22 protein-coding genes and 4 tRNA genes are annotated in these 24,095 nt (G+C 45.9%); 23 read left to right on the top strand and 3 right to left on the bottom strand.

Going from position 1 to position 24,095, the window contains the following annotated elements; all coding sequences use genetic code 11:
• Positions 1-21 precede the first annotated feature (21 nt).
• From H9J30_RS05085 to rsgA, 3 genes are all read right to left on the bottom strand, one after another.
• Positions 22-906 (bottom strand): DMT family transporter, encoded by an 885-nt coding sequence (locus H9J30_RS05085; protein ID WP_275679495.1) that lies wholly within the window; start codon positions 904-906, stop codon positions 22-24.
• Between the two features lie 17 nt (positions 907-923).
• Positions 924-1,802, bottom strand: coding sequence for an archaetidylserine decarboxylase (gene asd, locus H9J30_RS05080; protein ID WP_240130001.1), 879 nt, complete (start codon positions 1,800-1,802; stop codon positions 924-926).
• A gap of 72 nt (positions 1,803-1,874) precedes the next feature.
• On the bottom strand, positions 1,875-2,939 hold the full coding sequence (rsgA, locus tag H9J30_RS05075) for a small ribosomal subunit biogenesis GTPase RsgA (protein WP_240130000.1): 1,065 nt from the start codon (positions 2,937-2,939) through the stop codon (positions 1,875-1,877).
• A 112-nt stretch (positions 2,940-3,051) separates the two neighbouring features.
• Between rsgA and orn the strand changes: the two genes are divergently transcribed.
• From orn to H9J30_RS04960, 23 genes are all read left to right on the top strand, one after another.
• Positions 3,052-3,597: an oligoribonuclease gene (orn, locus tag H9J30_RS05070; protein WP_240129999.1), complete on the top strand. Its 546-nt coding sequence runs from the start codon at positions 3,052-3,054 to the stop codon at positions 3,595-3,597.
• A 109-nt stretch (positions 3,598-3,706) separates the two neighbouring features.
• A tRNA-Gly gene (locus H9J30_RS05065) sits at positions 3,707-3,782 on the top strand.
• Positions 3,783-3,826: 44 nt separating this feature from the next.
• Positions 3,827-3,902 (top strand) — tRNA-Gly (locus H9J30_RS05060).
• A 44-nt stretch (positions 3,903-3,946) separates the two neighbouring features.
• Positions 3,947-4,022: transfer RNA gene (locus H9J30_RS05055), tRNA-Gly, on the top strand.
• Positions 4,023-4,054: 32 nt separating this feature from the next.
• A tRNA-Gly gene (locus H9J30_RS05050) sits at positions 4,055-4,130 on the top strand.
• A 436-nt stretch (positions 4,131-4,566) separates the two neighbouring features.
• The gene (locus tag H9J30_RS05045) at positions 4,567-5,022 is read left to right on the top strand and encodes a ferritin family protein (RefSeq protein ID WP_240129998.1); all 456 of its coding nucleotides are present in this window, start codon (positions 4,567-4,569) and stop codon (positions 5,020-5,022) included.
• Positions 5,023-5,285: 263 nt separating this feature from the next.
• Positions 5,286-6,785, top strand: coding sequence for an NAD(P)H-hydrate dehydratase (locus H9J30_RS05040; RefSeq protein ID WP_240129997.1), 1,500 nt, complete (start codon positions 5,286-5,288; stop codon positions 6,783-6,785).
• A gap of 80 nt (positions 6,786-6,865) precedes the next feature.
• On the top strand, positions 6,866-7,324 hold the full coding sequence (tsaE, locus tag H9J30_RS05035; protein WP_240129996.1) for a tRNA (adenosine(37)-N6)-threonylcarbamoyltransferase complex ATPase subunit type 1 TsaE: 459 nt from the start codon (positions 6,866-6,868) through the stop codon (positions 7,322-7,324).
• A gap of 8 nt (positions 7,325-7,332) precedes the next feature.
• On the top strand, positions 7,333-8,724 hold the full coding sequence (locus H9J30_RS05030) for an N-acetylmuramoyl-L-alanine amidase (protein WP_240129995.1): 1,392 nt from the start codon (positions 7,333-7,335) through the stop codon (positions 8,722-8,724).
• Positions 8,725-8,728: 4 nt separating this feature from the next.
• Positions 8,729-10,633, top strand: a complete 1,905-nt coding sequence (mutL, locus tag H9J30_RS05025; RefSeq protein WP_427915894.1) for a DNA mismatch repair endonuclease MutL — start codon at positions 8,729-8,731, stop codon at positions 10,631-10,633.
• A complete protein-coding gene (miaA, locus tag H9J30_RS05020) occupies positions 10,626-11,552 on the top strand; it encodes a tRNA (adenosine(37)-N6)-dimethylallyltransferase MiaA (RefSeq protein WP_240129993.1) in 927 nt (308 codons plus the stop codon). Before mutL ends, miaA begins: the two co-directional genes overlap by 8 nt.
• Before the next feature lie 92 nt (positions 11,553-11,644).
• Positions 11,645-11,917 (top strand): RNA chaperone Hfq, encoded by a 273-nt coding sequence (gene hfq / locus H9J30_RS05015; RefSeq protein ID WP_011070934.1) that lies wholly within the window; start codon positions 11,645-11,647, stop codon positions 11,915-11,917.
• Positions 11,918-11,940: 23 nt separating this feature from the next.
• Entirely contained in the window at positions 11,941-13,248 is a 1,308-nt protein-coding gene (hflX, locus tag H9J30_RS05010) for a ribosome rescue GTPase HflX (RefSeq protein ID WP_240129992.1), read from the top strand.
• Positions 13,249-13,284: 36 nt separating this feature from the next.
• Entirely contained in the window at positions 13,285-14,430 is a 1,146-nt protein-coding gene (gene hflK, locus H9J30_RS05005; RefSeq protein ID WP_240129991.1) for an FtsH protease activity modulator HflK, read from the top strand.
• 3 nt (positions 14,431-14,433) lie between these two features.
• The gene (gene hflC, locus H9J30_RS05000; protein WP_240129990.1) at positions 14,434-15,327 is read left to right on the top strand and encodes a protease modulator HflC; all 894 of its coding nucleotides are present in this window, start codon (positions 14,434-14,436) and stop codon (positions 15,325-15,327) included.
• Positions 15,328-15,688: 361 nt separating this feature from the next.
• Positions 15,689-16,279 carry a ubiquinol-cytochrome c reductase iron-sulfur subunit gene (gene petA, locus H9J30_RS04995; RefSeq protein WP_011070938.1) on the top strand — a complete coding sequence of 197 codons (591 nt, stop codon included), beginning with the start codon at positions 15,689-15,691 and terminating at the stop codon, positions 16,277-16,279.
• Positions 16,279-17,493, top strand: a complete 1,215-nt coding sequence (locus H9J30_RS04990; protein WP_011070939.1) for a cytochrome b — start codon at positions 16,279-16,281, stop codon at positions 17,491-17,493. Before petA ends, H9J30_RS04990 begins: the two co-directional genes overlap by 1 nt.
• Positions 17,493-18,188, top strand: a complete 696-nt coding sequence (locus H9J30_RS04985) for a cytochrome c1 (protein ID WP_240129989.1) — start codon at positions 17,493-17,495, stop codon at positions 18,186-18,188. Before H9J30_RS04990 ends, H9J30_RS04985 begins: the two co-directional genes overlap by 1 nt.
• A 96-nt stretch (positions 18,189-18,284) precedes the next feature.
• Positions 18,285-18,914, top strand: coding sequence for a stringent starvation protein SspA (gene sspA, locus H9J30_RS04980; RefSeq protein ID WP_240129988.1), 630 nt, complete (start codon positions 18,285-18,287; stop codon positions 18,912-18,914).
• Positions 18,914-19,351: a ClpXP protease specificity-enhancing factor gene (locus tag H9J30_RS04975; RefSeq protein WP_240129987.1), complete on the top strand. Its 438-nt coding sequence runs from the start codon at positions 18,914-18,916 to the stop codon at positions 19,349-19,351. Before sspA ends, H9J30_RS04975 begins: the two co-directional genes overlap by 1 nt.
• Before the next feature lie 154 nt (positions 19,352-19,505).
• On the top strand, positions 19,506-20,081 hold the full coding sequence (locus H9J30_RS04970; RefSeq protein ID WP_240129986.1) for an anthranilate synthase component II: 576 nt from the start codon (positions 19,506-19,508) through the stop codon (positions 20,079-20,081).
• Between the two features lie 172 nt (positions 20,082-20,253).
• Complete coding sequence (locus H9J30_RS04965; RefSeq protein ID WP_240129985.1) at positions 20,254-22,734, top strand: S9 family peptidase; 2,481 nt, start codon at positions 20,254-20,256, stop codon at positions 22,732-22,734.
• Positions 22,735-22,921: 187 nt separating this feature from the next.
• Entirely contained in the window at positions 22,922-24,067 is a 1,146-nt protein-coding gene (locus H9J30_RS04960; RefSeq protein ID WP_240129984.1) for an HDOD domain-containing protein, read from the top strand.
• The last annotated feature ends 28 nt before the right edge of the window (positions 24,068-24,095 follow it).

Below are 24,095 nucleotides of genomic sequence, written 5' to 3'. Positions count from 1 at the left end.
TTAGGCCAAGATTGGTATGTTTTAAACGTTCTTTTTTCGCCGCTGGGATTGGTGGGATTGATGGGTTTCAAAGATAGCGGTAGCAACGATGATAGTTCCGCCTATGAGGGTATTGAGATTTAGTGCTTCACCTAAGATCAATAATGCCAACATCGCACCGTAAAAGGGTTGTAGGCAGGACACTAATCCAACAGTTTTAGCGCTTAATTGCCTTAGGGCTGAGGTAAATAATGCATGGGGTGCAGCGGTAAACACCACCCCGAGCAACAGGATTAATCCCCAGGTTTCGCGGGAGATAGTGTGTAACTCTGTTTGATGCCAAGGCATAAGAAATACCGCTGCCACTAAGGTTTGGTAAAACATGGCGTGTGGGCCACTATATTGCGAAAAATAGCGTTTTTGCAGCAGGTTGCGAGCGGTAAATAACATCGCCGATAGGATACCGATTGCAATACCTAAGGTAGTGTCGTTACCGAGATTGGCTTCGGGGATTAATAGCACTACGCCTATCAGTACCAAGATACCGCTGATAATATCCATCAGCTTGATTTTATTGCCTGTTAATAACGGCTCGGCAATTACTGTCATGACGGGATAAGTAAAAAAGGCGATCATACCGATGGCAACCGAGGAGAGTTGCATCGCGGCAAAATACGTGACCCAATGCAAACTGACGATGACACCTAAACCGATAGCGACTAAGTAATCTTTTTTGCTCCCAAGACTTAAGTATTTACCACGAAATTTGACCAGCAGAGCCAGTACAAATGCGGCAACTACACATCTGAGGAATGTGATATCGAGTGCGCTTAAGGGAATTAACTTTGAGAACAAGGCCGTGCCACCAAACATCAGCACAGCCAAATGTAATTCGAGTAATCCCGAGGGTTTCGCCGTCTGGCTCAAATCAACCGCCCAAGCGCTTAGTCAGCAGATGGCAGGTCTTTGAGATTGGCAAAGGCTTGACCCATTCGCGTCACGGCTTCAGGTTCAACACCTTCCGCAAAGGTATCGATAGCCTCTTTTGCAAACAGCATCACAACGGTACTGCCAAGTTTAAAGCGGCCCATTTCTTCACCTTTATCTAAGGTGATGGCATCTGGCCCGACTGTTGGATAGTCCCAAGTGAACACTTGCTTACCCGTTGGCGGCGTCACTGTACCTGCCCAAACGGTTTCGATACTGGCTACTATAGTTGCACCGACTAATACCATGGCTAGCGGGCCTCGCTCGGTTTCAAAAATCGCCACTACACGTTCGTTACGAGCAAATAGTCCTGGGACGTGACGTGCGGTTAACGGGTTAACCGAAAACAACTCGCCCGGCACATAGGTCATCTTAGATAGAGTGCCCTTAATCGGCATATGGATGCGGTGATAATCCTTAGGAGCCAGATAAATAGTTGCAAAATCCCCCCCTTCGAAACGTTTGGCATCTTCAGCTTGATCGCCAAGCAGGGTGAGTGAAGAGTAGTGATGACCTTTTGCTTGGAAAATACGGCCATCCTTGATGGGGCCTAGCTGGCTCACTGCGCCATCAACCGGATGCACCATGATATTGGCCACGCTATTGATGGGGCGAATACCTGGCTTAAGTGCGCGGGTAAAAAAGTCGTTGAAGCTTTTATAAGCCTCAGGTTCGCTCTGAGCCGCTTCGCTCATATCAATTTTATATTGCTTGATAAACCATTTAATCGCGGCAGTCGTTAATGCGCCAGCTTCAGAAGCGGCAAGTTTACCGACTAAGCGAGATAACAGGTGCTTTGGCAGCATGTACTGCAGCGCAATTTTCACTTTATCCAATTTATGTTCCTTTCCGTTTGCGGCTCAACTTAGGTTGAGACTTATTTTAGGTTGATTTATTCGCTGTTCCGCTTATTCATCGCTTTGGGCGCGGAATTGCCGAGCGTGACGCTGTTCATCAAGGCTTGCGATAATACGATGGTAGTTATTAAAGCGATCTTCGCTAATCTTACCCGCATCGACGGCGGCTTTTAAGGCGCAGCCAGGATCGTCACCGTGCTTGCAGTCGCGGAATTTACAGCCACCTAAAAAGTCGCGAAATTCAATAAAACACCAACCAACACGCTGCGCAGGCAAATGCCAAAGGGCAAATTCGCGTACGCCGGGGGAATCAATTAAATCACCGCCACTGGGTAAATGCAGTAATTTAGCGGTAGTGGTGGTGTGTTGCCCAAGCCCGGAGTTGCCTGAGACATCACCGACGAGCAGTTCGGCTTCCGGCAGTAAGGCGTTGACCAGTGAAGACTTCCCCACACCTGACTGACCCGCAAACACACTCACTTTATCCTTGAGCAGGGCTTTGATGGTTTCCAGACCTTCGCCTAATTTACTGCTGACCTTATACACCGGATAGCCAATATCTTGATAACGCTTTAAGGCTTCCTCTATGGCGGGCGCATCTTCAGGTGTCAGCAAATCGATTTTATTCAAAATAATAATCGGCGGAATATCGGTGTCTTCAGCGGCGACTAAGTAACGGTCAATAATTTGGGTGGTAAAGCTAGGTAACACCGACGACACAATCAAAATTTGGTCGATATTCGAGGCGATAATTTTCACGCCATCATATAAATCGGGGCGTGAGAGTGAAGAGCGTCTTGGATGTACTGCTTCCACAATGCCTGCTATGCCACTATTAGCTTGGCTTTCAATGGCTAAGCGTACAATCACTTTATCGCCAGTGACTAAACTGCTAATGGTGCGGCGAATATTACAGCGCACAATCTGGCCGTCTTCAGTTTCAATATCGGCATGTTGGCCAAAGCGAGATATGACAGTACCGCTCAGTTCTGGGCCGAGTGAGCTATCCTGTAACTCAGGCGTATTTTTATCACCACTGTCACGATTGAGGCGTTTCTCGTGATTGGCGCGCATACGGCGTAATTGGCCTTGGCTTAGGGGTTTCTTTTTACTCACTGATTTATCTTCGTCAATTAGGTGATTTTTTGTGTTTCAAAAAAGCAGTATGATACACACTCTTGAATAAAAAAGCCTGAATTTAGGCTAACAGACATGATAAGGCGCAATTATGGCGGCAGACGCGAATAATCTCATTTGGATCGATCTCGAAATGACAGGGTTAGAACCCGATGTGGATAGAGTCATTGAAATTGCTACCTTAGTCACTGACCAAGAACTCAATATTATCGGTCAGGGACCTGTGATTGCGATTCACCAATCGGATGAAGTATTAGCGGCTATGGATGATTGGAACCAAAAACACCATGGTGAATCGGGACTGATTGAGAGAGTCCGCGCCAGCCAAGTAAACGAAGCAGAGGCTGTTGCTCAAACCATCGCATTTTTAGAGCAATACGTACCTAAGGGCGCCTCACCAATGTGCGGTAACAGCGTGGGCCAAGACCGTCGCTTTTTAAACCGCTACATGCGCGAGCTGGAGGATTACTTCCATTACCGCAACCTCGATGTAAGCACGGTTAAAGAGTTAGTGAAACGTTGGAGCCCTGAAACCATGTCGGGTTTCAAAAAGCAAAACACTCACCAAGCTTTGCAAGATATCCAAGAGTCGATAGCGGAATTGCAGTATTACCGTAGCAAAGTATTTAAAATTTGACCGATCAGCAGATAAATCTGCAAGAAGGGGTTGCAGCCGCATAAATTTTTCATATAATGCGGCCTCAACTTTTTGATGCGGGCATGATTGTCTAGTCAAATAAATAAAGGCGACATTAGCTCAGTTGGTAGAGCGATACCTTGCCAAGGTATAGGTCATCGGTTCGAACCCGATATGTCGCTCCAAATTACAAATTTAGTGATTTACCAAGTCATTAAATGCAGGATATGCGACATTAGCTCAGTTGGTAGAGCGATACCTTGCCAAGGTATAGGTCATCGGTTCGAACCCGATATGTCGCTCCAAATACAAATTTAGTGATTCACCAAGTCATTAAATACAAAATTATGCGACATTAGCTCAGTTGGTAGAGCGATACCTTGCCAAGGTATAGGTCATCGGTTCGAACCCGATATGTCGCTCCAATTTCAGACGGTTACAGTCTTAAAATGTAAATGCGACATTAGCTCAGTTGGTAGAGCGATACCTTGCCAAGGTATAGGTCATCGGTTCGAACCCGATATGTCGCTCCAATTTTTCTCAAAATTCCCCCATAAGCTTTCTTCATTTGAAACAGATAGTTTACAACTGAAATGGCGCAATTTTGCTCTTTTGTATGCTTAGCATGTTTGTTCCGTTGTTGATTGTTCCAAGCACTTTTTAGTACTTTCATAGCCGCAGCTTATTAACCTTTGTTTTCAAGGTTATTTTTAATGCTAATGCGGTTCAGTGCGGACAGTATTCATTGGCTCTGCGGCTGTTGCCGATGATGTTTTCTATTTTGTAAAAAATAAAACAGCAAGGTTAATGCGTGATCTGGGCCTTGCTTCTTTAAGATTTCCTAAATTAGATGGCACCATGAAGGGCAAATTATGATCTTGCTCAACTATTCACAACGTTTTTGCTTACATAATGAATCCAGACAAAAAAATAGCGCCAAGTTGTTGGCTTAACATTGGAGTGCATTATATGCGTATTCAACAATTACGTGATTTACTTGAGTATGTGGCGAACTGCCGCTTAGATATGGCGCAACTCTATGGCCGACTAAACAATCAGGCCGACTCAGCCCGCGTGAAGATGATGCTGGAGTATTTTGAATCTCATCAAAAACATGTCGCTGAAAAATTGCGTGATTATATGGATGAGGCACCCGTAAGAGTATTAGATACTTGGTATAAAGACTTTGTATTTGAAGATTTTACTAAGCGTTGTCAAGACACTATGTTGCCAGCGAACATGAGTGAAGATGATGTGTTGAATCTACACCTCGACTTAGAAAATCGTTTGATTGGGTTACTAGAAAAAACCGTTAACTCAACCACCGCAGAAGATGCACGCACAGCTTTAGAGGGGTTAATTCGCGTTGAGAAAATCCAGCAGCAACGTTTAGTGCACAGCACCATTCGGATGGATGATATCTAATTTATCGACATTTTAGTTGTGTTAGTGTGAATTATCCCAAAGCCAGCAACTCGCTGGCTTTGTTGTTTTTATGCATTGTCAACATTATCCAATTTTGCTGCTTTTTGCATGGCATCTGATTTACGTCATAACTTTTGTAGGTGGTTTTTGCTACTTTCTTGATCTCATTGGTTGATTTGGCCTTGAAACGTTTAGTGCTTTCCCATGTACATGCTGTCTTGGGTGGCAGCCCTTTTGTTATTTTGTCGCGCAGGAGATCCTCTATGGCACAAGATTTATCGAGTTTACCCACAGCGCTTTTTACTCAGGAGCAGGTGAGAGCAGCCGAACTGCTTGCAGTTTCAGAAGGTAAAACTACATTATATCAATTGGTTGAATGTGCTGGGCGTGCTGCGTTTGACTGTTTAACTACGCAGATAGCGCGTCAGCCTAGGCTTGAGTCTATGCCATTACTGGTACTCGCAGGCAGTGGAAATAATGGTGCCGATGCCTTAGTTTGTGCACGCCTTGCCTTAGAGGCCGGGCATAAGGTCATGGTTTTCTTACTCAAGACCAAAGGAACGCCTGAATTTGAACAAGCACTTTCGGCCTATCTAAATCAAGGCGGTATAGCCGACTCTCCCAATATCGATGCGATCTTGCAGGCGCCAATGCTTATCGATGGGTTGCTCGGGACGGGTGTTCATGGTGATGTGCGTGAGGAGGTTGCCGCACTTATCCAAGCGATTAATCAGAGCGATGCTTGGGTGCTTAGTTTAGATCTTCCCTCAGGGATCGTTGCCGATACAGGTGTTGTTGCTCAAGTTGCAGTGATGGCTGATCTGACCTTGTGCTTTGGCGGTTTGAAACAAGGCCTGCTGACCAGTAAGGCAAGGCATTATTGCGGTCATCTTGCCTTTGCCGATCTGGGATTGACGCCATTTTTTAAGACGCCAAATGCGACTCGAGTGGGCGGTGAGATTTTAAAAAGCTATTTTGCCGCCAGAGCAAGGGATAGCCACAAAGGTCAATCGGGTAAAGTGACGCTGATTGGTGGTGATTTTGGGATGGCAGGAGCGATTCGCCTTGCTAGTGAGGCGTGTTTGCGTGCGGGTGCTGGATTAGTCACAGTGATCAGCAGGCCAGAGCATCAACTTACCGTAAATGTGTCTCGCCCTGAGTTAATGTTTTGGGGCTGCGAGCTGGTCGATATGGAGGTGTATCTGCGCCTTGGTTGGGCTCAGGTGGTCGTGCTTGGCCCTGGTTTAGGTAAACATGATTGGGGCTATAACTTGTTTAAAGCTGCGGGGTTAAGTGATAAACCCTGCGTACTCGATGCTGATGCTTTGAATTTACTCAGCAATGAACCTCGCAGACAAACCAACTGGGTGCTTACGCCCCACCCTGGTGAAGCCGCGCGGCTGTTAGGATGCAATGTGGCCGAGATTGAACAGGACAGATTTGCTGCAGTACGTGCCTTACAGCAAAAATACGGTGGAGTAGTACTGCTTAAAGGCGCTGGCACAGTCATTTTTGATGGTAAGCAGATGGTCGTGGCGCCAGTTGGCAACCCCGGACTTGCGAGTGGTGGGTGCGGTGATGTGTTATCTGGTATTATAGGCGCACTGATGGCTCAGGGGATGGATAACATGCAGGCGACTGTGGTTGGAGTCGTTGTTCATGGTTGTGCTGCGGATCTTGCTGCGGTACAAGGTGAACGGGGGATGTTAGCCAGCGATTTGATGCCTTTTATTCGCCAATTAGTAAATAGTGATTTACTCTAGGCGCTGTGAGACTTAAGTGCGGCGATACTACCCCGCTTAAGTTGCTTCCTCCATCAATAACAGCAGTGATATAAGCGGAAATGACAGAGTTAACCTTTCAATTAAATAACGAAGACGAGACTATTGCAGTTGGGCAAAAATTGGCCCGCCATATTCAAGCGCCTTTGACTCTGTATTTGACGGGGGATTTAGGGGCAGGTAAAACCACTCTAAGTCGAGGGTTAATTCAAGGATTAGGGCATAAAGGTGCAGTAAAAAGTCCAACTTACACGCTAGTTGAACCTTATGAACTCGATGGTGTCCAAGTTTATCATTTTGATTTGTATCGGTTAAACGATCCAGAAGAACTTGAATTTATGGGGATTCGTGATTACTTCACCAACAGTAGCCTGTGCATCGTAGAATGGCCCGACAAAGGTGAAGGGTTGTTACCCGATGCCGATATTCACCTGCATTTAAATTATGTTTATCAAGGACGTGAAATCCACATTCGAGCCTTAACTGATTCAGGTAAAACGCTATTAGCCGCGATAAAATAAAAACAAAGATGACTAAAAATAAGCATTACTTTCAAGGTATTATTCTTTTACTGTGCACATTTTTTGCAGTGGTAGCCCAAGCGGCAAACCAGCTCGAAAGTGTGCGCATTTGGGCAGCTCCCGAGTCGACGCGAATCGTGTTCGATTTGAGCGAAGTACCCAATTACAGCTACTTTACCCTCGATGGACCTAATCGTTTAGTGGTCGACCTAAAAAAGGCATCGACGAAACTGAATCTGAAAAATGTTGATAACAACAGTAAGTTAGTTAAAGGGATTCGGGTCAGTAAATCCCCTACGAAAGGGGATTTGCGACTGGTTATCGATTTGGTTAAGCCATTAAATCCAAATTTGTTTTCGCTGCCCGTGACGGCACCCTATGGCAATCGTCTAGTGGTCGACTTAGAGGATAAAAGCGTCACAGCAGAGCTATCGGCCGTGAGTTCAACTCCAGTCAAAAAAAATGTCACTCAAAGCGTTCAAGCTTCTCGAGATATTGTGATTGCAATTGATGCTGGACATGGTGGTGACGATCCGGGGTCGATTGGGCCATCCGGTCTTTATGAGAAAAAAGTCGTATTTGAAATTTCAAAGCGCCTTGCCAGTAAAATTAACGACACCCCAGGAATGCGTGCCGTGATGATCCGCAGTGGTGACTACTTTGTTAATTTAAATCGGCGCTCTGAGCTTGCCCGCAATAGTAAGGCCGACCTACTGATTTCTATCCATGCGGATGCTTTCACATCGCCCAATCCTCGCGGGGCGTCCGTGTGGGTATTGTCGATGCGCCGTGCAAACAGTGAAATTGGTCGTTGGTTAGAGCAAAAAGAGAAACACTCAGAATTGCTGGGGGGTGCCGGGGAAATTATTCAAAATACTGATAATGAACAGTATCTTGCAATGACCTTACTCGATATGTCGATGAACAGCTCTATGGCCATTGGTCACTCGGTTGCTGGGGATATTTTAAAAGATTTAGGTGCTGTGACTGAGCTGCATAAGAGCCGCCCAGAATCGGCCAGTTTTGCCGTATTGAAATCCCCTGACATTCCTTCAATTTTAGTGGAAACAGGGTTTATCTCGAATCCGAAGGAAGAGCGTTTGCTGAGCAGTAGCCGTCATCAAGAAAGCATTGCCACTGCAATTTATAAGGGGGTTAATCGTTATTTCCAAAATAATCCGCCAGCAGATACACTTTTAGCGAAGAAAAACACTTCTGGTTCAACTGTTAAATCCAGCAGTAAATCAGCTGGTACCGTTAAACATAAGGTGAGCCGCGGTGAGTCGCTTTCTGCAATAGCCCAGCGTTATAAAGTCCCTATGGCCAGTATTATTCGCGCCAATGGCATGAAGACCGATGTTGTTCAGCTTGGGCAAACACTCGTGATTCCTGAGAGCTAATAGGATGAAGTCTATGGGGATCCAAATCCTTCCGCCGCAATTAGCGAACCAAATCGCCGCCGGTGAAGTTGTCGAAAGACCCGCCTCTGTGGTGAAAGAGCTCGTGGAGAACAGCTTAGATGCTGGAGCCAGCCGTATCGATATTGAAATCGATAAGGGCGGCAGTAAGCTGATTAAGATCCGTGACAATGGTTCAGGTATCTCCAAGGAGGAATTAGCATTAGCCTTGTCGCGCCATGCCACCTCGAAACTGCATTCCCTTGATGATCTTGAAGCCATCCTCAGTTTTGGTTTCCGCGGCGAGGCATTAGCGAGTATCAGCTCTGTCTCCCGTTTAACCTTGACATCACGCACAGCTGAGCAAAGCGAAGCTTGGCAAGCCTACGCTGAAGGCGTCGAGATGGCGGTTAAAGTCATGCCTGCGGCGCATCCGGTGGGATCAACCATTGAAGTCGTCGATCTATTTTTTAATACGCCAGCCCGCAGGCGTTTTTTAAAAAGCGATAAAACCGAATTTACCCATATCGATGAATGGTTAAAACGAATTGCTTTGGTTCGAGGGGATATCCATTTTACCCTTACACACAACGGCAAAACCGTGCGCAACTATCGCCCGGCGATGAATGAGTCGCAATATTTACAGCGATTGACTCAAGTCGCTGGTCGGCCGTTTGCAGATGAGGCGCTGCGGGTTGAATGCCAACACGATGATTTACGTTTGAGTGGTTATTTGCAATCGCCCTGGTCAACAGTGTTAACCGATACCCATTACTTTTATGTCAATGGCCGTTTAGTGCGCGATCGTTTAGTCAATCATGCGGTGCGCCAAGCATTTGCGCAAAAAGCCGAAGTAGAACAACCCGGCTATGTGCTGATGCTGGATATCGATCCCCACCAGGTGGATGTGAACGTGCATCCGGCGAAACATGAAGTGCGATTCCATCAAAGTCGTTATGTACATGATTATATTTTACAGGCGCTGCAATCCGCGTTAGAGGAAGCGGGTGAGCTCCGTTTTGAGCCACATTCACCACAGATTGATGACTCATCTCCTTATGTAAGGTCCGCGACAGAGTCTGCTGCTTTTGAACTTCAATCCACGGGATCTGACGCTAATTATCTAGGGACCGATACCACTGGAGAGCGTCAGGCTGAGGCGCGTGTTGTCGAATATCGCTCTAGCGACATGCCTAAAATGCGCACAGGTACTGCGGTTCAAAGCAACGCCTTTGGTAGTATGAGTGTGCCAAGGGAAACGCGCAGTGGTTCCGCAGGGGAGTCTCGTCAACGTACTGAATTACCTTCAAAGACTGCGATTGCCAGTTACGGCGCTTTACTGCAAACCCCATCTTACAGCGTACAGGACAAGGCTTATCAACCCGCTTTACCTATGCCATCGATACTCGATGGACAATTTTGGGTATTTACTGATGGGCCAAAATTAAGTTTATTACGTATTGAGTCGGTGGCATTAGCAACCCGCAGCCATGAAATTGAAACGAAACTGGCTACAGGGTTGATTGGGCAGCCTTTATTGATGCCAGTATCGGTAGCGGCTGATACTGATTGGTCATCGTTGCTTGACGAACATGCAACACTTATCCGCCAACTAGGATTAGAGCTAACAATTCGCTATCAGCAGTTGATTATTAAAAAAGTGCCCCCATATCTGAGGGACTGCCAGTTAGCGAGGGTAATACCTGAGTGGTTACAATCGCTACGTTTTGAAGCTCCTGCACCTAATGCTCTGGCAATATGGTTGGCTGAACAGAGTTTAACTGGATTTATCTCGGCCCCCGATATTTGGGTGGCCTATTGCCAGTTAACAGAAGAGAAAAGACAGCAAATAGCCAGTAAAGCAGTATCCTTACCTTGGCAATCGTGGCTAGAAGAGCAAGCAATTGAATAAAGAATTACAACCTAAAGTGGTTTTTTTGATGGGGCCAACGGCGTCAGGAAAAACGGCTTTAGCTCTCGAATTAGCCGAAAAGCATAATTGCGAAATTATTTCGGTTGATTCAGCATTAATCTATCGTGGTATGGATATCGGCAGTGCTAAGCCCTCGGCAGAGGAATTAGCTAGAGGTCCACACCGCCTGATTGATATTCGCGATCCAAGCGAAAGTTATTCGGCTGCCGATTTTAGAGCTGATGCGCTGCGCGAGATTGAACAGATTATCAGCATGGGAAAGACCCCTTTATTAGTGGGCGGAACCATGATGTATTTTAAGGCTCTGTTGGAGGGATTATCTCCGCTACCAAGTGCTGATGAGGCTATCCGCGCCGATATTCAAGCCGAGGCGGATGCAAACGGATGGGAAGCACTGCACGATCAATTAAGGGAGATAGATCCTGTATCGGCAGAAAGAATTCATCCTAATGATCCACAAAGGCTTTCAAGAGCGTTAGAAGTCTATAGAATAAGCGGTAAGAGCCTGACTGAGTTAACAATGACCAAGTCGGCTCCTTTACCCTATAATGTGGTGCAATTTGCCATTGCCCCCCGTGAGCGTAAAGTGCTGCATGAGTTAATCGGACAGCGCTTTCGCATAATGTTAGAGCAAGGCTTTATTGATGAGGTAGCCCAGCTTAAAGCGAGAGATGACTTACATTTAGATTTACCCTCAATGCGTTGCGTGGGATATCGACAATGTTGGCAATATCTCGATGGTGAATTTGACCATGATACTATGGTCGAAAAAGCCGTTGCCGCTACTAGGCAATTAGCTAAGCGTCAATTAACATGGTTGCGTAGTTGGCCAGAGTTGAATTGGCTGGAAAGTGGTGCTGAGGGGAATTTAGTTACACTTATGCGTCAATGCCGCTAGCTTATTAGCCCTTGCTGTATAATACTAAAACTAAACAAAAAACTTCACTGGTATCGATTTATTTTTATATAAATTAAAAAGGAAATAATAAAATGGCTAAGGGGCAATCTTTACAAGACCCATTTTTGAACGCACTACGTCGCGAGCGCGTTCCTGTATCAATTTACTTGGTAAACGGCATTAAACTCCAAGGACAGGTAGAGTCGTTTGATCAGTTTGTCATTCTGTTGAAAAACACTGTGAGCCAAATGGTTTACAAACACGCTATCTCTACTGTTGTTCCTGCTCGCCCATTTAACGTTGCTGGTCACCAAAATGCTCAGGGCGGATATGGTGCGCAAGACGATATGCCAAGTGGCGAATAAGGTTTAGTTAAGGAGTCTGCTTCTTGTTTGATCGTTATGAGGCGGGAGAAACAGCGGTTCTTGTCCATATCGACTTTTCCGATGAGGAACGCCGAGAAGACTTAGTCGAGTTACAGCTATTAGTCGAATCAGCTGGAGCGCGCTCAGTCGGGGTCATTACTGGAAGTCGACGTTCACCAGACCGTAAGTTTTTCATTGGTTCTGGTAAAGCCGAAGAGTTAGCCGCTTTAGTGGCTGCCACCGAGGCGAATGTGGTTATTTTCAATCACGCCTTGAGTCCCGCTCAGGAGCGAAACCTTGAACTGGTGTGTCAGTGCCGAGTATTGGACAGGACCTCTCTGATTTTGGATATTTTCGCCCAACGAGCTCGGACCCATGAAGGTAAGTTACAGGTGGAGCTAGCGCAATTGCGCCACATGTCGACTCGCCTAGTGCGTGGTTGGACTCACCTTGAGCGCCAAAAGGGTGGTATTGGTTTACGTGGTCCAGGGGAAACCCAGCTCGAAACCGATAGACGTTTGCTCAGGGGGCGCATTAAAAATATCAATAAGCGTTTAGAGCGTGTTGATAAACAACGTGAGCAGAGTCGCCGCGCCCGTAAGCGTAGTGATATGCCAACCGTCTCATTAGTGGGTTATACCAATGCCGGCAAGTCAACGCTGTTTAATGCCTTAACCTCATCAGATGTTTATGCAGCCGACCAGCTATTTGCCACACTTGATCCCACATTGAGAAAGTTAGATCTGCCCGACGGTGCCGTGATATTAGCGGACACTGTAGGTTTTATCCGCCATTTGCCGCATGATCTTGTCGCCGCATTTAAAGCGACATTACAAGAAACGCGTCAAGCAGAGTTGTTACTGCATATTGTTGATTGTGCAGATGAAAATATGGCGGATAATTTTGAGCAAGTGCAATCAGTGCTGAAAGACATCGATGCCGATGAAGTGATGCAACTGATTGTTTGTAATAAAATTGACTTGCTTGAAGATGTAACGCCGCGTATCGAATATGATGACCGCGGTAAGCCTGTACGAGTCTGGGTTTCGGCACATAAGCGTTTGGGATTTGATCTGCTCCTGAAGGCGATCACCGAGCTAATTGGTGAAGTTATTCATGAGTTTACACTTAGAATTCCGGCAACTGCTGGACATTATCTTGGCCAGTTTTATCGACTGGATGCGATACAGCAGAAAGAGTACGACGATCTGGGGAACTGTATTTTGTCTGTTCGTTTATCGGATGCCGATTGGCGCCGATTAGCTAAACAGAGTCAGGGTGAGTTAGAAACCTTTATCTTCGATCCGTCGATAGAAAAGGCTGTTTGTTAATAATCTAATTTATTTCATCCACTTATGGAGTGCTAAATGGCTTGGAACGAGCCCGGTAACAAGGGTAATGATCCTTGGGGAAATAAAGGTGGTAACGACAAAGGACCACCGGACCTTGATGAGGTTTTTCGTAATCTTTCAAAACGCTTTGGCGGCAACGGTAATGGCTCTTCAGGCCAGAACTTGAGTTCCTTTAGCTTAATCATCATTCTTGCCATCGCTTTTGTTGTTTGGGGACTTTCGGGTTTGTACACCATTAAAGAAGCTGAACGTGGCGTAGCGTTGCGTTTTGGTCAACATAATGGTGAGGTGGGACCGGGTCTTCACTGGAAACCAACGTTTATCGATGAAATTTATCCTGTTGACGTGCAATCAGTTCGCTCTGTGCCATCGTCTGGCAGCATGTTAACTTCCGATGAAAACGTCGTGAAGGTTGAGCTAGACGTGCAATATCGTATTTCTGATGCGTATGCCTATCTTTTTAGTGCGGTAGACGCCAATGCCAGTTTACGTGAAGCCACTGACAGTGCGCTGCGCTATGTCATTGGTCACAACAAGATGGACGATATTCTGACCACAGGCCGTGATGCTATTCGTCGCGATACTTGGAAAGAATTAGAACGCATTCTTGAGCCGTACAAGTTGGGCTTGGCTATTGTTGACGTTAACTTCTTGCCAGCGCGTCCGCCTGAAGAAGTGAAAGATGCATTCGACGATGCCATTTCAGCGCAAGAAGACGAACAACGCTTTATTCGTGAGGCTGAAGCCTATGCCCGTGAGATTGAACCGAAAGCACGTGGTGAGGTCGAGCGCATGGCGCAACAAGCTAATGCTTATAAAGAACGTGAAATTTTAGAGGCGCGCGGTAAAGTGGCTCGTTTCGAGTTGCTCTTACCTGAATACCAAGCTGCACCTGAAGTGACCCGTAAGCGTTTGTATCTCGATGCAATGCAACAGGTGATGACTGACACTAACAAAGTCATTATCGATGCTAAAAACAACGGCAATTTAATGTATTTGCCACTAGACAAGTTAATGAAAGAGAAGCCTGCGACTATGCCAGACGTTGAGCCTAAACCTCAACAGAATGTCAATTCTTCATCTATTTCAACGACACGCATTGGTGAGCCTTTGAGTGAACGCCCATCTCGCGAGGAACGTGCTCGCCAGGGGAGGGAGTAATTCATGGGTAGATTAAGTATTGTTCTGATCGCCGTTATATTAGGCATTGGTTTGTCATCTGTGATGGTGGTTAACGAAGGCGAACGTGCGATTGTGGCGCGCTTTGGCGAAATCGTTAAAGATAAAGTTGATGGCAAACAAGTAACACGTGTTTTCGGCCCAGGTTTACACTTTAAAGTACCTGTGATCGATAAAGTGAAGTTGCTTGATGCGCGTATCCAAACCTTAGATGGTGCTGCAGATCGTTTCGTCACCTCTGAGAAAAAAGACTTAATGGTCGACTCCTATGTGAAGTGGCGTATTTTTGATTTCGAAAAATACTACCTCTCTACTAATGGAGGGATTAAATCGAATGCTGAGACCTTGCTGCAACGTAAGATCAACAACGATTTACGTACCGAGTTTGGTCGTCGTACGATCAAAGAGATCGTTTCTGGGCAGCGTGATGAGTTACAAAATAACGCGTTAGCGAATGCTGCTGAGAGTGCTAAAGATTTAGGTATTGAAGTTGTTGACGTGCGTGTTAAGCAGATCAACCTACCCGCAAACGTGAGTAACAGTATTTACCAACGTATGCGCGCTGAGCGTCAAGCGGTGGCTAAAGAGCACCGTGCTCAAGGTAAAGAGCAATCTGAAATTATTCGCGCTACGATTGATGCCAATGTTACTGTTAAAATTGCGGAAGCAGAGCGTAAAGCCTTAACCATTCGTGGTGAAGGTGATGCATTAGCTGCAAAAATTTATTCGGATGCTTATAACAAAGATCCTGAATTTTTTAGCTTTTTGCGTAGTTTAGATGCTTATCGTGCGAGCTTCTCCGGAAGTTCAGACGTTATGGTGTTAGAGCCAGATAGCGAATTCTTCAAATACATGAAGAGCAGCGCTGCGAAAAAATAAGCGACTCGAAATCGCTCAGAATGGGTTCCTATAATAGGAACCCATTTTTTTATCCAAACAAAAAAACAGCAAGTGACAAAGTTAACGCTAAACTTATATTAGCAATACATGGTTTATGCGTATCTGACCGTCAATATGCTCCCAAAACAGATAAAATTGCTTAATAGCTGTGCTTTTTTTATCCACTTCTTAAAAAACACGCAATCTCCCTAACTTACTTGCGTGTTTTCACTATGATCTGCTTCTAATTTTTAGCTATAATGAGCCCCGCTTCAAACTTCGATTTTTGTCCATGGTGATAACTAAAGGGCAAAAAGTCTTTGAAATATAAAAATTCCAACACCCTCTGGGAGATAAGTGGATGAGCAATGCGCCAGTCGATACCGGACGTCGCAGATTCCTGACAGCCGCAACCGCCGTAGTAGGTGGTGCTGGTGCCGTCGCTGTAGCGGTTCCTTTCATCAAGTCGTGGAATCCGAGTGCCAAGGCGAAAGCTGCAGGTGCACCGGTCGAAGTAAATATCAGTAAAGTAGAGCCAGGTCAGCTGATCCGTGTTGAGTGGCGAGGAAAACCTGTATGGGTTGTTCGTCGCACTGAAGCCGTGATCAATGAACTGCCAACACACGATGCTCAATTAAGAGATCCAGCTTCTGCTGAAATGCAGCAGCCTGAATATGCAACTAATCCTCTGCGCTCAATTAAGCCAGAGTATTTTATTGCCGTCGGTATTTGTACCCACCTAGGATGTTCACCCACTTATTTGCCAGATTCATTTGCTGAGCAAGTTCAAGGTGTGACTTCTGGTTTCTTCTGCCCATGTCATGGTTCTAAGTTCGATATGGCGGGCCGCGTGTTCCAAGGCGTTCCAGCTCCATTGAACCTAGTTATCCCTCCACATCAATATGTTGATGATGGCACCGTTATCATCGGTGTAGATAAAGGAGTGGCGTAATGGTTAAGAATTTAATTAATTGGATCGATGCTCGCATCCCAATGACGGCGACTTATAACCGTCACGTGGGTCAGTATGCTACGCCAACTAACTTTAACTTTTGGTACTTTTTCGGTTCGCTAGCAATGTTGGTATTGGTTAACCAATTGCTGACAGGTATTTGGCTAACCATGAACTATGTACCAACAGCAGAAGGCGCTTTTGCTTCTGTTGAATACATCATGCGTGACGTAGAGTACGGCTGGTTGTTGCGTTATATGCACTCCACCGGCGCTTCTGCTTTCTTCGTGGTGATCTACTTACATATGTTCCGTGGTCTGATTTACGGTTCATATCAAAAGCCTAGAGAACTGCTGTGGTTATTCGGTATGTTGATTTTCCTCGTACTGATGGCTGAAGCCTTTATGGGCTACTTGCTGCCATGGGGACAAATGTCTTACTGGGGCGCACAGGTAATTATTTCTCTGTTCGGTGCAATCCCTGTTATTGGTGATGACTTAACCCTGTGGATCCGTGGTGACTACGTGATCTCTGGCGCAACGCTGAACCGTTTCTTTGCATTGCATGTTATCGCATTGCCATTAGTGTTAGTGGTATTAGTGTTCTTACACTTAATTGCTCTGCACGAAGTGGGTTCAAACAACCCAGACGGTATCGAAATCAAGAAGAACAAAGACGAAAATGGTTGGCCAGTTGATGGCATTCCATTCCACCCATATTACACCGTTAAAGATATTATGGGCGTTGCGGGCTTCCTGATTGTGTTCTGTTACGTACTGTTCTTCATCCCTGAAGGCGGTGGTTACTTCCTTGAGAAGCCAAACTTTGAAGCGGCTAACCCAATGAAGACACCAGAGCATATTGCGCCAGTATGGTACTTCACTCCTTTCTACGCCATCTTACGTGCTGTTCCGGATAAATTGGGTGGCGTAATTATGATGGGGCTGTCGATTGGCGTACTGTTTGTGTTGCCTTGGCTCGATCGCTGTAAAGTGAAGTCAGTTCGTTACCGTAGTACGCTGCATAAGTTAAATATTGCTCAATTTGCAGTGTCTTTCATTGTGTTAGGTTACTTAGGTGTCGTTCCTGCTTCACCAACACTGACGATAGTTGCGCAGGTATTTACTTTCACTTACTTTGGTTTCTTTGTGGCGCTGTGGGTATACAGCAAAAATGAGAAAACTAAACCTGTTCCAGCGAGGTTGACACACTAATGAAAAAATTATTCATTGCATTAGTTGCCTTGTTGCCGACCTTGGCAATTGCTGCTGGCGGACATGTCCATTTGGAAGATGCCAATGTTGATCTGCATGATAAGGCTTCTTTAGAACGTGGTTTGGATATGTTCCAACACTATTGTTCTGGTTGTCATAGCACGCAGTATCAACGCTATGAGCGAGTGGCGAATGATCTCGGTATTTCTGCCGATGATATGCGTAGCAAGTATATGTTCACCGATGCAAAAATTGGTGAATTGATGCAAAACGCAATCCCACCAAAAGATGCGGCTAAGTGGTTTGGTGCAACACCACCAGACTTAACCTTAGTCGCACGTGTTCGTGGCGAAGATTGGGTGTATTCATACCTAAAAGGCTTCTACAAAGACCCAAGCCGTCCATTCGGCGTAAACAATACTGTATTCCCATCTGTGGGTATGCCACACGTTCTTGAAGAACTGCAAGGCACACCTGTTAAGCAAGAAGATGGCACTATTGTGGTCTCTGGTGGTAAGTTAAATGCAGAAGAGTACGACCAAGCAGTTCGTGATATCACGGGCTTCTTAGTCTATTCGGCAGAACCCGTTAAGTTAGAGCGTCAAGCTTTAGGTTGGTGGGTGCTCGGATTCTTGTTTATCTTCTTTATTGTGGCCTACCTCTTGAAGAAAGAGTACTGGAAAGATGTACACTAGGCACCAATAACGGGTAAAATATAGTATCCGCATAGTGTAAACGGGGGGCTTTGCCCCTCGTTTACTTTTGTTTTATTTCGACTCTGGAGGGTATCAATGGCTGTTGCTGCCAACAAACGCTCTGTCATGACACTGTTTTCAGGTGCTGATGATCTTTATAGCCATCAAGTCCGTATCGTGTTAGCTGAGAAAGGGGTTACTGTTGATGTTTTACAGGTCGACCCAAATGAAATGCCTGAGGATTTACTCGAAGTAAATCCCTATAACTCAGTGCCTACCTTATTAGATCGTGAGCTCGTACTTTATGAGTCACGCATCATTATGGAATACTTGGATGAGCGTTTCCCTCATCCACCGCTGATGCCTGTTTACCCAGTATCTCGCGGTCAAAGCCGTTTGATGATGCATCGCATTGATACTGATTGGTATTCACTGGTTGCGCGTATTCGTAAAGGTGACCGCGTTGAAGCCGCCCGTAAAGAACTGACTGAAAGCTTACTGTCAATCGCGCCTGTATTTGGTGAAATGCCGTACTTTATGAGCGAAGAATTCGGTTTAGCGGATTGTTACCTCGGCCCACTATTATGGCGTTTACCTGTATTAGGTATCGAGTTAGACAGCCGTGTAGCGAAAGACATCAAAGCCTACATGACACGTATTTTCGAACGTGAATCATTTAAAGCTTCGTTGACTGAAGCTGAACGCGAAATGCGCATGGGAATGTAATGAAAGCGTTGACTCCAAATCGTCCTTATTTACTCAGGGCTTACTACGATTGGTTGATGGACAACCAATTAACGCCTCACGTTGTCGTTGATGCCTTTGTCAAAGGTACTCAAGTTCCACAGCAGTACGTGAAGGATGGCCAGATCGTATTAAATATCGCGGCCAGCGCAGTGGGCAATTTGCAAATTAGTAATGAATTTGTTGAGTTCAATGCGCGTTTTGGTGGTGTACCCCAGCAGGTATTATTGCCAATGGCCTCGATAGTGGCCATTTACGCCCGTGAAAATGGGGCAGGAACTGTCTTCGACATTGAAGATGCGTACTTAGTGGAAGAGGAAGCGGAATCGGCCTTGTCTGTTATCGAGACTGCCGAGAAGCCAACTGATCCCAAGGACGAGCCTCCAAAGCGTCGTAGCCATTTAACCTTAGTCAAATAAGTTATTTGAGCTCTGTTCGATACTATCAAAAGCCAGTCAATCGACTGGCTTTTTGTTTTTTTAATGCTTAATCACAAGCAAGTGCTGTGGTAGCATTTGCGCCGCATTTCATCCTGAATTGCACTGACCTACCCTTTGGGCCCATGGATTTTGTATGTTGCTGATGATCGACAATTACGACTCTTTTACCTTTAACCTAGTGCAGTATTTTCAGCAGTTAGGACAAGAGATTGTGGTTAAACGCAATGATGAAATCAGCCTTGAGGAGATCGAAGCGTTAGCGCCGAGTCATTTAGTCATCTCTCCAGGCCCTTGCTCGCCCAATGAAGCGGGTATTTCTCTTGCGGCCATTGAACATTTCGCCACGCGTTTACCGATTTTAGGTGTGTGTTTGGGGCATCAAGCTATGGCGCAGGTTTTTGGTGCTAAAGTGGTGCGAGCGCAGCGTGTGATGCATGGCAAAGTCAGTGCGATTAGCCATACGGGCGAGCGTCTGTTTAAAGGGTTAAATCAGCCATTAACCGTTACCCGTTACCATTCGCTGCTTGTCGATACTGTACCTGACGATTTTGTGCTGGACGCTTGGTTTGACGATCCGACCCATGGGCTCGAAATCATGGCCATGAGTCATAAGCAGTTGCCGCTCTTTGGTGTGCAATTTCACCCTGAGTCGATTTTGACTGAGCAAGGTCATGAATTATTAGCGAACTTTTTATCCCAATCGACTTAGATTGAATCCAAAAGAGCAATTCAGCTCTAATCTTTGTTACAAGATTTCTCCTCCTTTTAAGCAAATATGTCGCCTAACTGTGATATAACTGCCGCAAAACAACGCCCGTCTGCGAGTCTACAGGGGAGCCCTTGTACTCGTGCGGTTGCGATAACAATAAAAGGAAGGATTAATGAACAGCGTAATGCGACATTTGGGTTTAAGTGCGTTAGCCATTGCGGTATTAACGAGTTGCGCCGCCACCTCAACTGAAACGGCGACTCCCGCTGCGACTCTAACGGCTTATCAAGTCCCTTTGGCTCAACCTCCCCAAGTTTCACAACAACTTACCTTGAACCAAATCATGGCCAACCCCGATTGGATGGGGATTTTCGCCAAGGAAGCTTACTGGAGCGATGACAGCCAAAGTGTGTTTTTCGCTCGCCAACCCAGTGCATCAGCACTACGGAATTACTATCAGCAGGGGATTAATGACAGCCGCGCCGTTGAACTGGCTATCGATAAATTACACGCCGCCGATCAACAGTTTGGTGTATTAGATACCACTAAGACCAACAAGGCTTATCTCTACCAAGGAAACATTTTTGTAAAGCATTTAAGCTCGGGCAAAATTACCCAGCTTACTCGTCAGCGCAACGCCATCAGTGGTCTGCGTTACCTTAACAATGGCGATATCGCCTATTGGCAAGGGGATAATGTTTTCCAAATCCACCAAGACAGTGGATTAGTGGAGCAGTTGGCAGAAATTAAAATGGCTAAAGCGCCCGAAGGCGTTAAAGATCCAAGCAGTTATTTAGCCAAGCAACAACACCGACTCATCCAGTATGTGGCGTTGCAGCAAGAAAATGCTAAAGCCAAAGAACAGTTTAAGAATGATCTACAAAAGAGCGACCCAACCCTTGCTGCCAGTACTTGGTATTTAGGGGATGCCGAAGTCGTGTCGGAGATTAGCGTATCGCCAGATGGTCGCTATGTGTTTGTCGCTTTAACCGATAAGAATTACACCGGAAGCAGTGAGCACGACATCATGCCAAACTACCTCGGTAGCGAAGGCTATATCGACCCTGTGCCCGTGCGTGCCCGTGTAGCTGAAGATACACCACCAGGCCAACGTTTTGTGGTGCTCGATTTAAATACGCATAAACAGATCGATGTGACTATCGAAGGCTTAACCGGCTTCGATGAAGACGTTTTAGCTAAGGTTAAGAGTGAAAACGCTAAAGCAAAAGGTGAGTCATATCAAAGTACTAAGGCTCCACGTAAAATCCAGCTGATGCAGGATTGGGGCTGGACTCAAAGCGCGATTCAATGGCATGAGTCTGAGAACAAATTGGCGGTGATGGTCGAAGCGACCGATAACAAAGATCGCTGGATTGCCAGTGTCGATCTGGCAAAGGGCAAGTTTATCACCGAGCATCGCCTGCATGATGATGCTTGGGTGAACTACGACTATAACCAATTTGGTTGGTTACCCGGTACGGACAGTCTGTACTATCTCTCTGAAGAAACAGGCTATTCCCAGCTTTATCTTAAAGCCAGTGGCGAAAAGCCCCGCGCTTTGACTCAAGGTCAGTTTGTGGTGAGTGATATCACTTTATCGCCTGATGCTAATTATATTTACTACAAAGCAAACCAGAGCCGTCCGGGGATTTATAATGTTCACCGCGTGAATCTCACCTCTGGCAAGAACGAACAACTCACCCAATGGGACGGTAATTTAGATTACAGCTTGAGCCCTGATGGCGCTAAATTGCTGCTGAATGCTTCTCGTCGCACGCAACCGAATGAACTTTATATTCAGCCGATTGGCGGTGAGTTAAAACAACTGACTTCCTATACCAGCGATGCCTTTAAGCAATATCCATGGCAGGCGCCCGAAGTGATCGCTGTACCTTCAAACCATGGTGCCGGTCAGATTTATGCGCGTGTTTATTTGCCGCAGGGTTATGACAAATCCCGCGCCGAAAAATATCCCGCGGTTATCTTTAACCATGGTGCCGGTTACTTACAAAATGCCGATTATGGCTTTAGTGGCTACTTCCGTGAGTTTATGTTCCACAACCTATTGACTCAACAAGGTTATGTGGTGATGGATATGGATTACCGTGGTTCTAAAGGCTATGGCCGCGATTGGCGCACGGCGATTTATCGCAATATGGGGCATCCTGAAGTCGAAGACTTAAAAGATGGTGTGACGTGGATGGGCCAAAATGCCAATGTCGATATTAAGCGTGTCGGTACCTATGGCGGTTCTTACGGTGGCTTCTTAACCTTTATGTCTTTGTTTACAGAGCCTGAATTATTTCAAGCAGGTGCTGCACTGCGTCCGGTTGCGGATTGGGCACACTACAATGCGCCTTACACTTCAAATATTTTGAATACACCAGATGTTGATCCTATCGCCTATGAGCGCAGCTCGCCCATCGAGCACGCCCAAGGTCTGACTAAGCCATTGCTTATTATGAGTGGCGTGATGGATGATAACGTGTTCTTCCAAGATAGCGTGCGTCTGGTGCAGCGTTTAATTGAACTGGAAAAGCCGATGTTCGAAACGGCTATTTATCCAGTTGAGCCCCACGGTTTCCGCCAACCATCGAGTTGGTTGGACGAATATCGCCGTATTTACAAGTTGTTTGAACAAGAGCTTAAGTAAGTTAACTCTCAATATTAAGGCCTCGAATGAGGCCTTTTTGTTATCCTAAATTTGCTATGACTTTGCTAAATCTGCATGCGGTGTTTGCTTGTTGCGAAGATTTAACGTATATGCTGAAATTACAGTGATTTTAATGATATCTGCGTTTAAGCGCCACTTGGCAAGGGCGATATAGGAAAGATAGAGAGTGGCGATTTCGATAGCGGGTGGCGTTAGACCCGGTAAAATTTTAGAGATAGAACAGCGGCTCTATCAGCAACTTATCCTCGGTAAGCAAAAGGCCAGTCCTACACTATTGGATGATTTAGACCGAGAGCTTGAAGCCGATGCCAATAAACTCGACGTGGAGCGCGAGGCGGTATTGTCGCGTCTGCTCAAACAAATCAAAGCTCGAGAAGTATTTGAGGCGATTTCAAAGCAGCTTATTGATACCGTGAATAATGCTATTGAGCACCAATTAGCTTCACCTGAATTAGTGCTGGCAAAATCGGATATTAACGAATCACAAATCCTGTTACTTGAATTGCTACTGGCGAAAAATCTCGATGCCACAAGACTACGGCCTTTAATCAGTAATTTGGGCTGGTTATGCCGCGATTTAACTAATATGGTCAACAGTCCGGCATTTCGGGCGCGCCGCCCCCAAAGTTCTGATGTGCGTGTTACTGATATCAAATTAGTGATGAATTACATTGGAATCGAAAATCTACGCACCATCATTCCATATTTTTGCCTGCGTAATTGGTTACCTAGTGGTAATGCTAAGTTACTCTGGACCACGCGCAAACTTTGGCGTTATAGCATAGTGAGCGGGATCGCCGCCAATGCGTTGACGCAGCTTCATCATACTGACTCAGCCCTCGTCTACAGTGGTGCATTGTTGAATCAGTTGGGCACTTCAGTCGTGCTGAGCCTGAGTGCGAGTTTATTTGATAAAACCTGGGGAAACTGGATCCGCGAAGCGAGTTCTAGTCGGGATAAAGAAGTGTACGACGCAGTGATTGCCACCGAGTTTCCGGCCAAAGCCGTATTTGAACAAGTGCTCAGTCATGGGCACGTGCTCAATTGGCAATTACTCGAGCTACTTAAATTTGAAAATAGCCCATTAACCTTATTGTTAAAAGAGTTAGATCAAACCTTAACCTATCGGGAATTATCCCCTCCAGCAGCTTTAGTGGCACGGGCTAATTGTTATGCGAAGGTGCTGTTACTCGAAGAAATGCGTCAGATCGAGCCGCAGGAAAAGCGTTTGATGTTTGATTATTACGAGCTAACAGAACAAGAAGTGTTGCGCCTTAAAGCGCAAAACTATCGAAAGCTAGATTTGCTGTAATCCACGAGCCGCTCACATCGGCGTTGTG

The sequence above is a fragment of the Shewanella cutis genome (assembly GCF_022410515.1).
In the GTDB taxonomy this organism is placed as follows: Bacteria; Pseudomonadota; Gammaproteobacteria; order Enterobacterales; family Shewanellaceae; genus Shewanella; species Shewanella cutis.
Note: the sequence above shows the minus strand (reverse complement) of the source record. Positions and strands in the feature narration are given on the sequence as shown.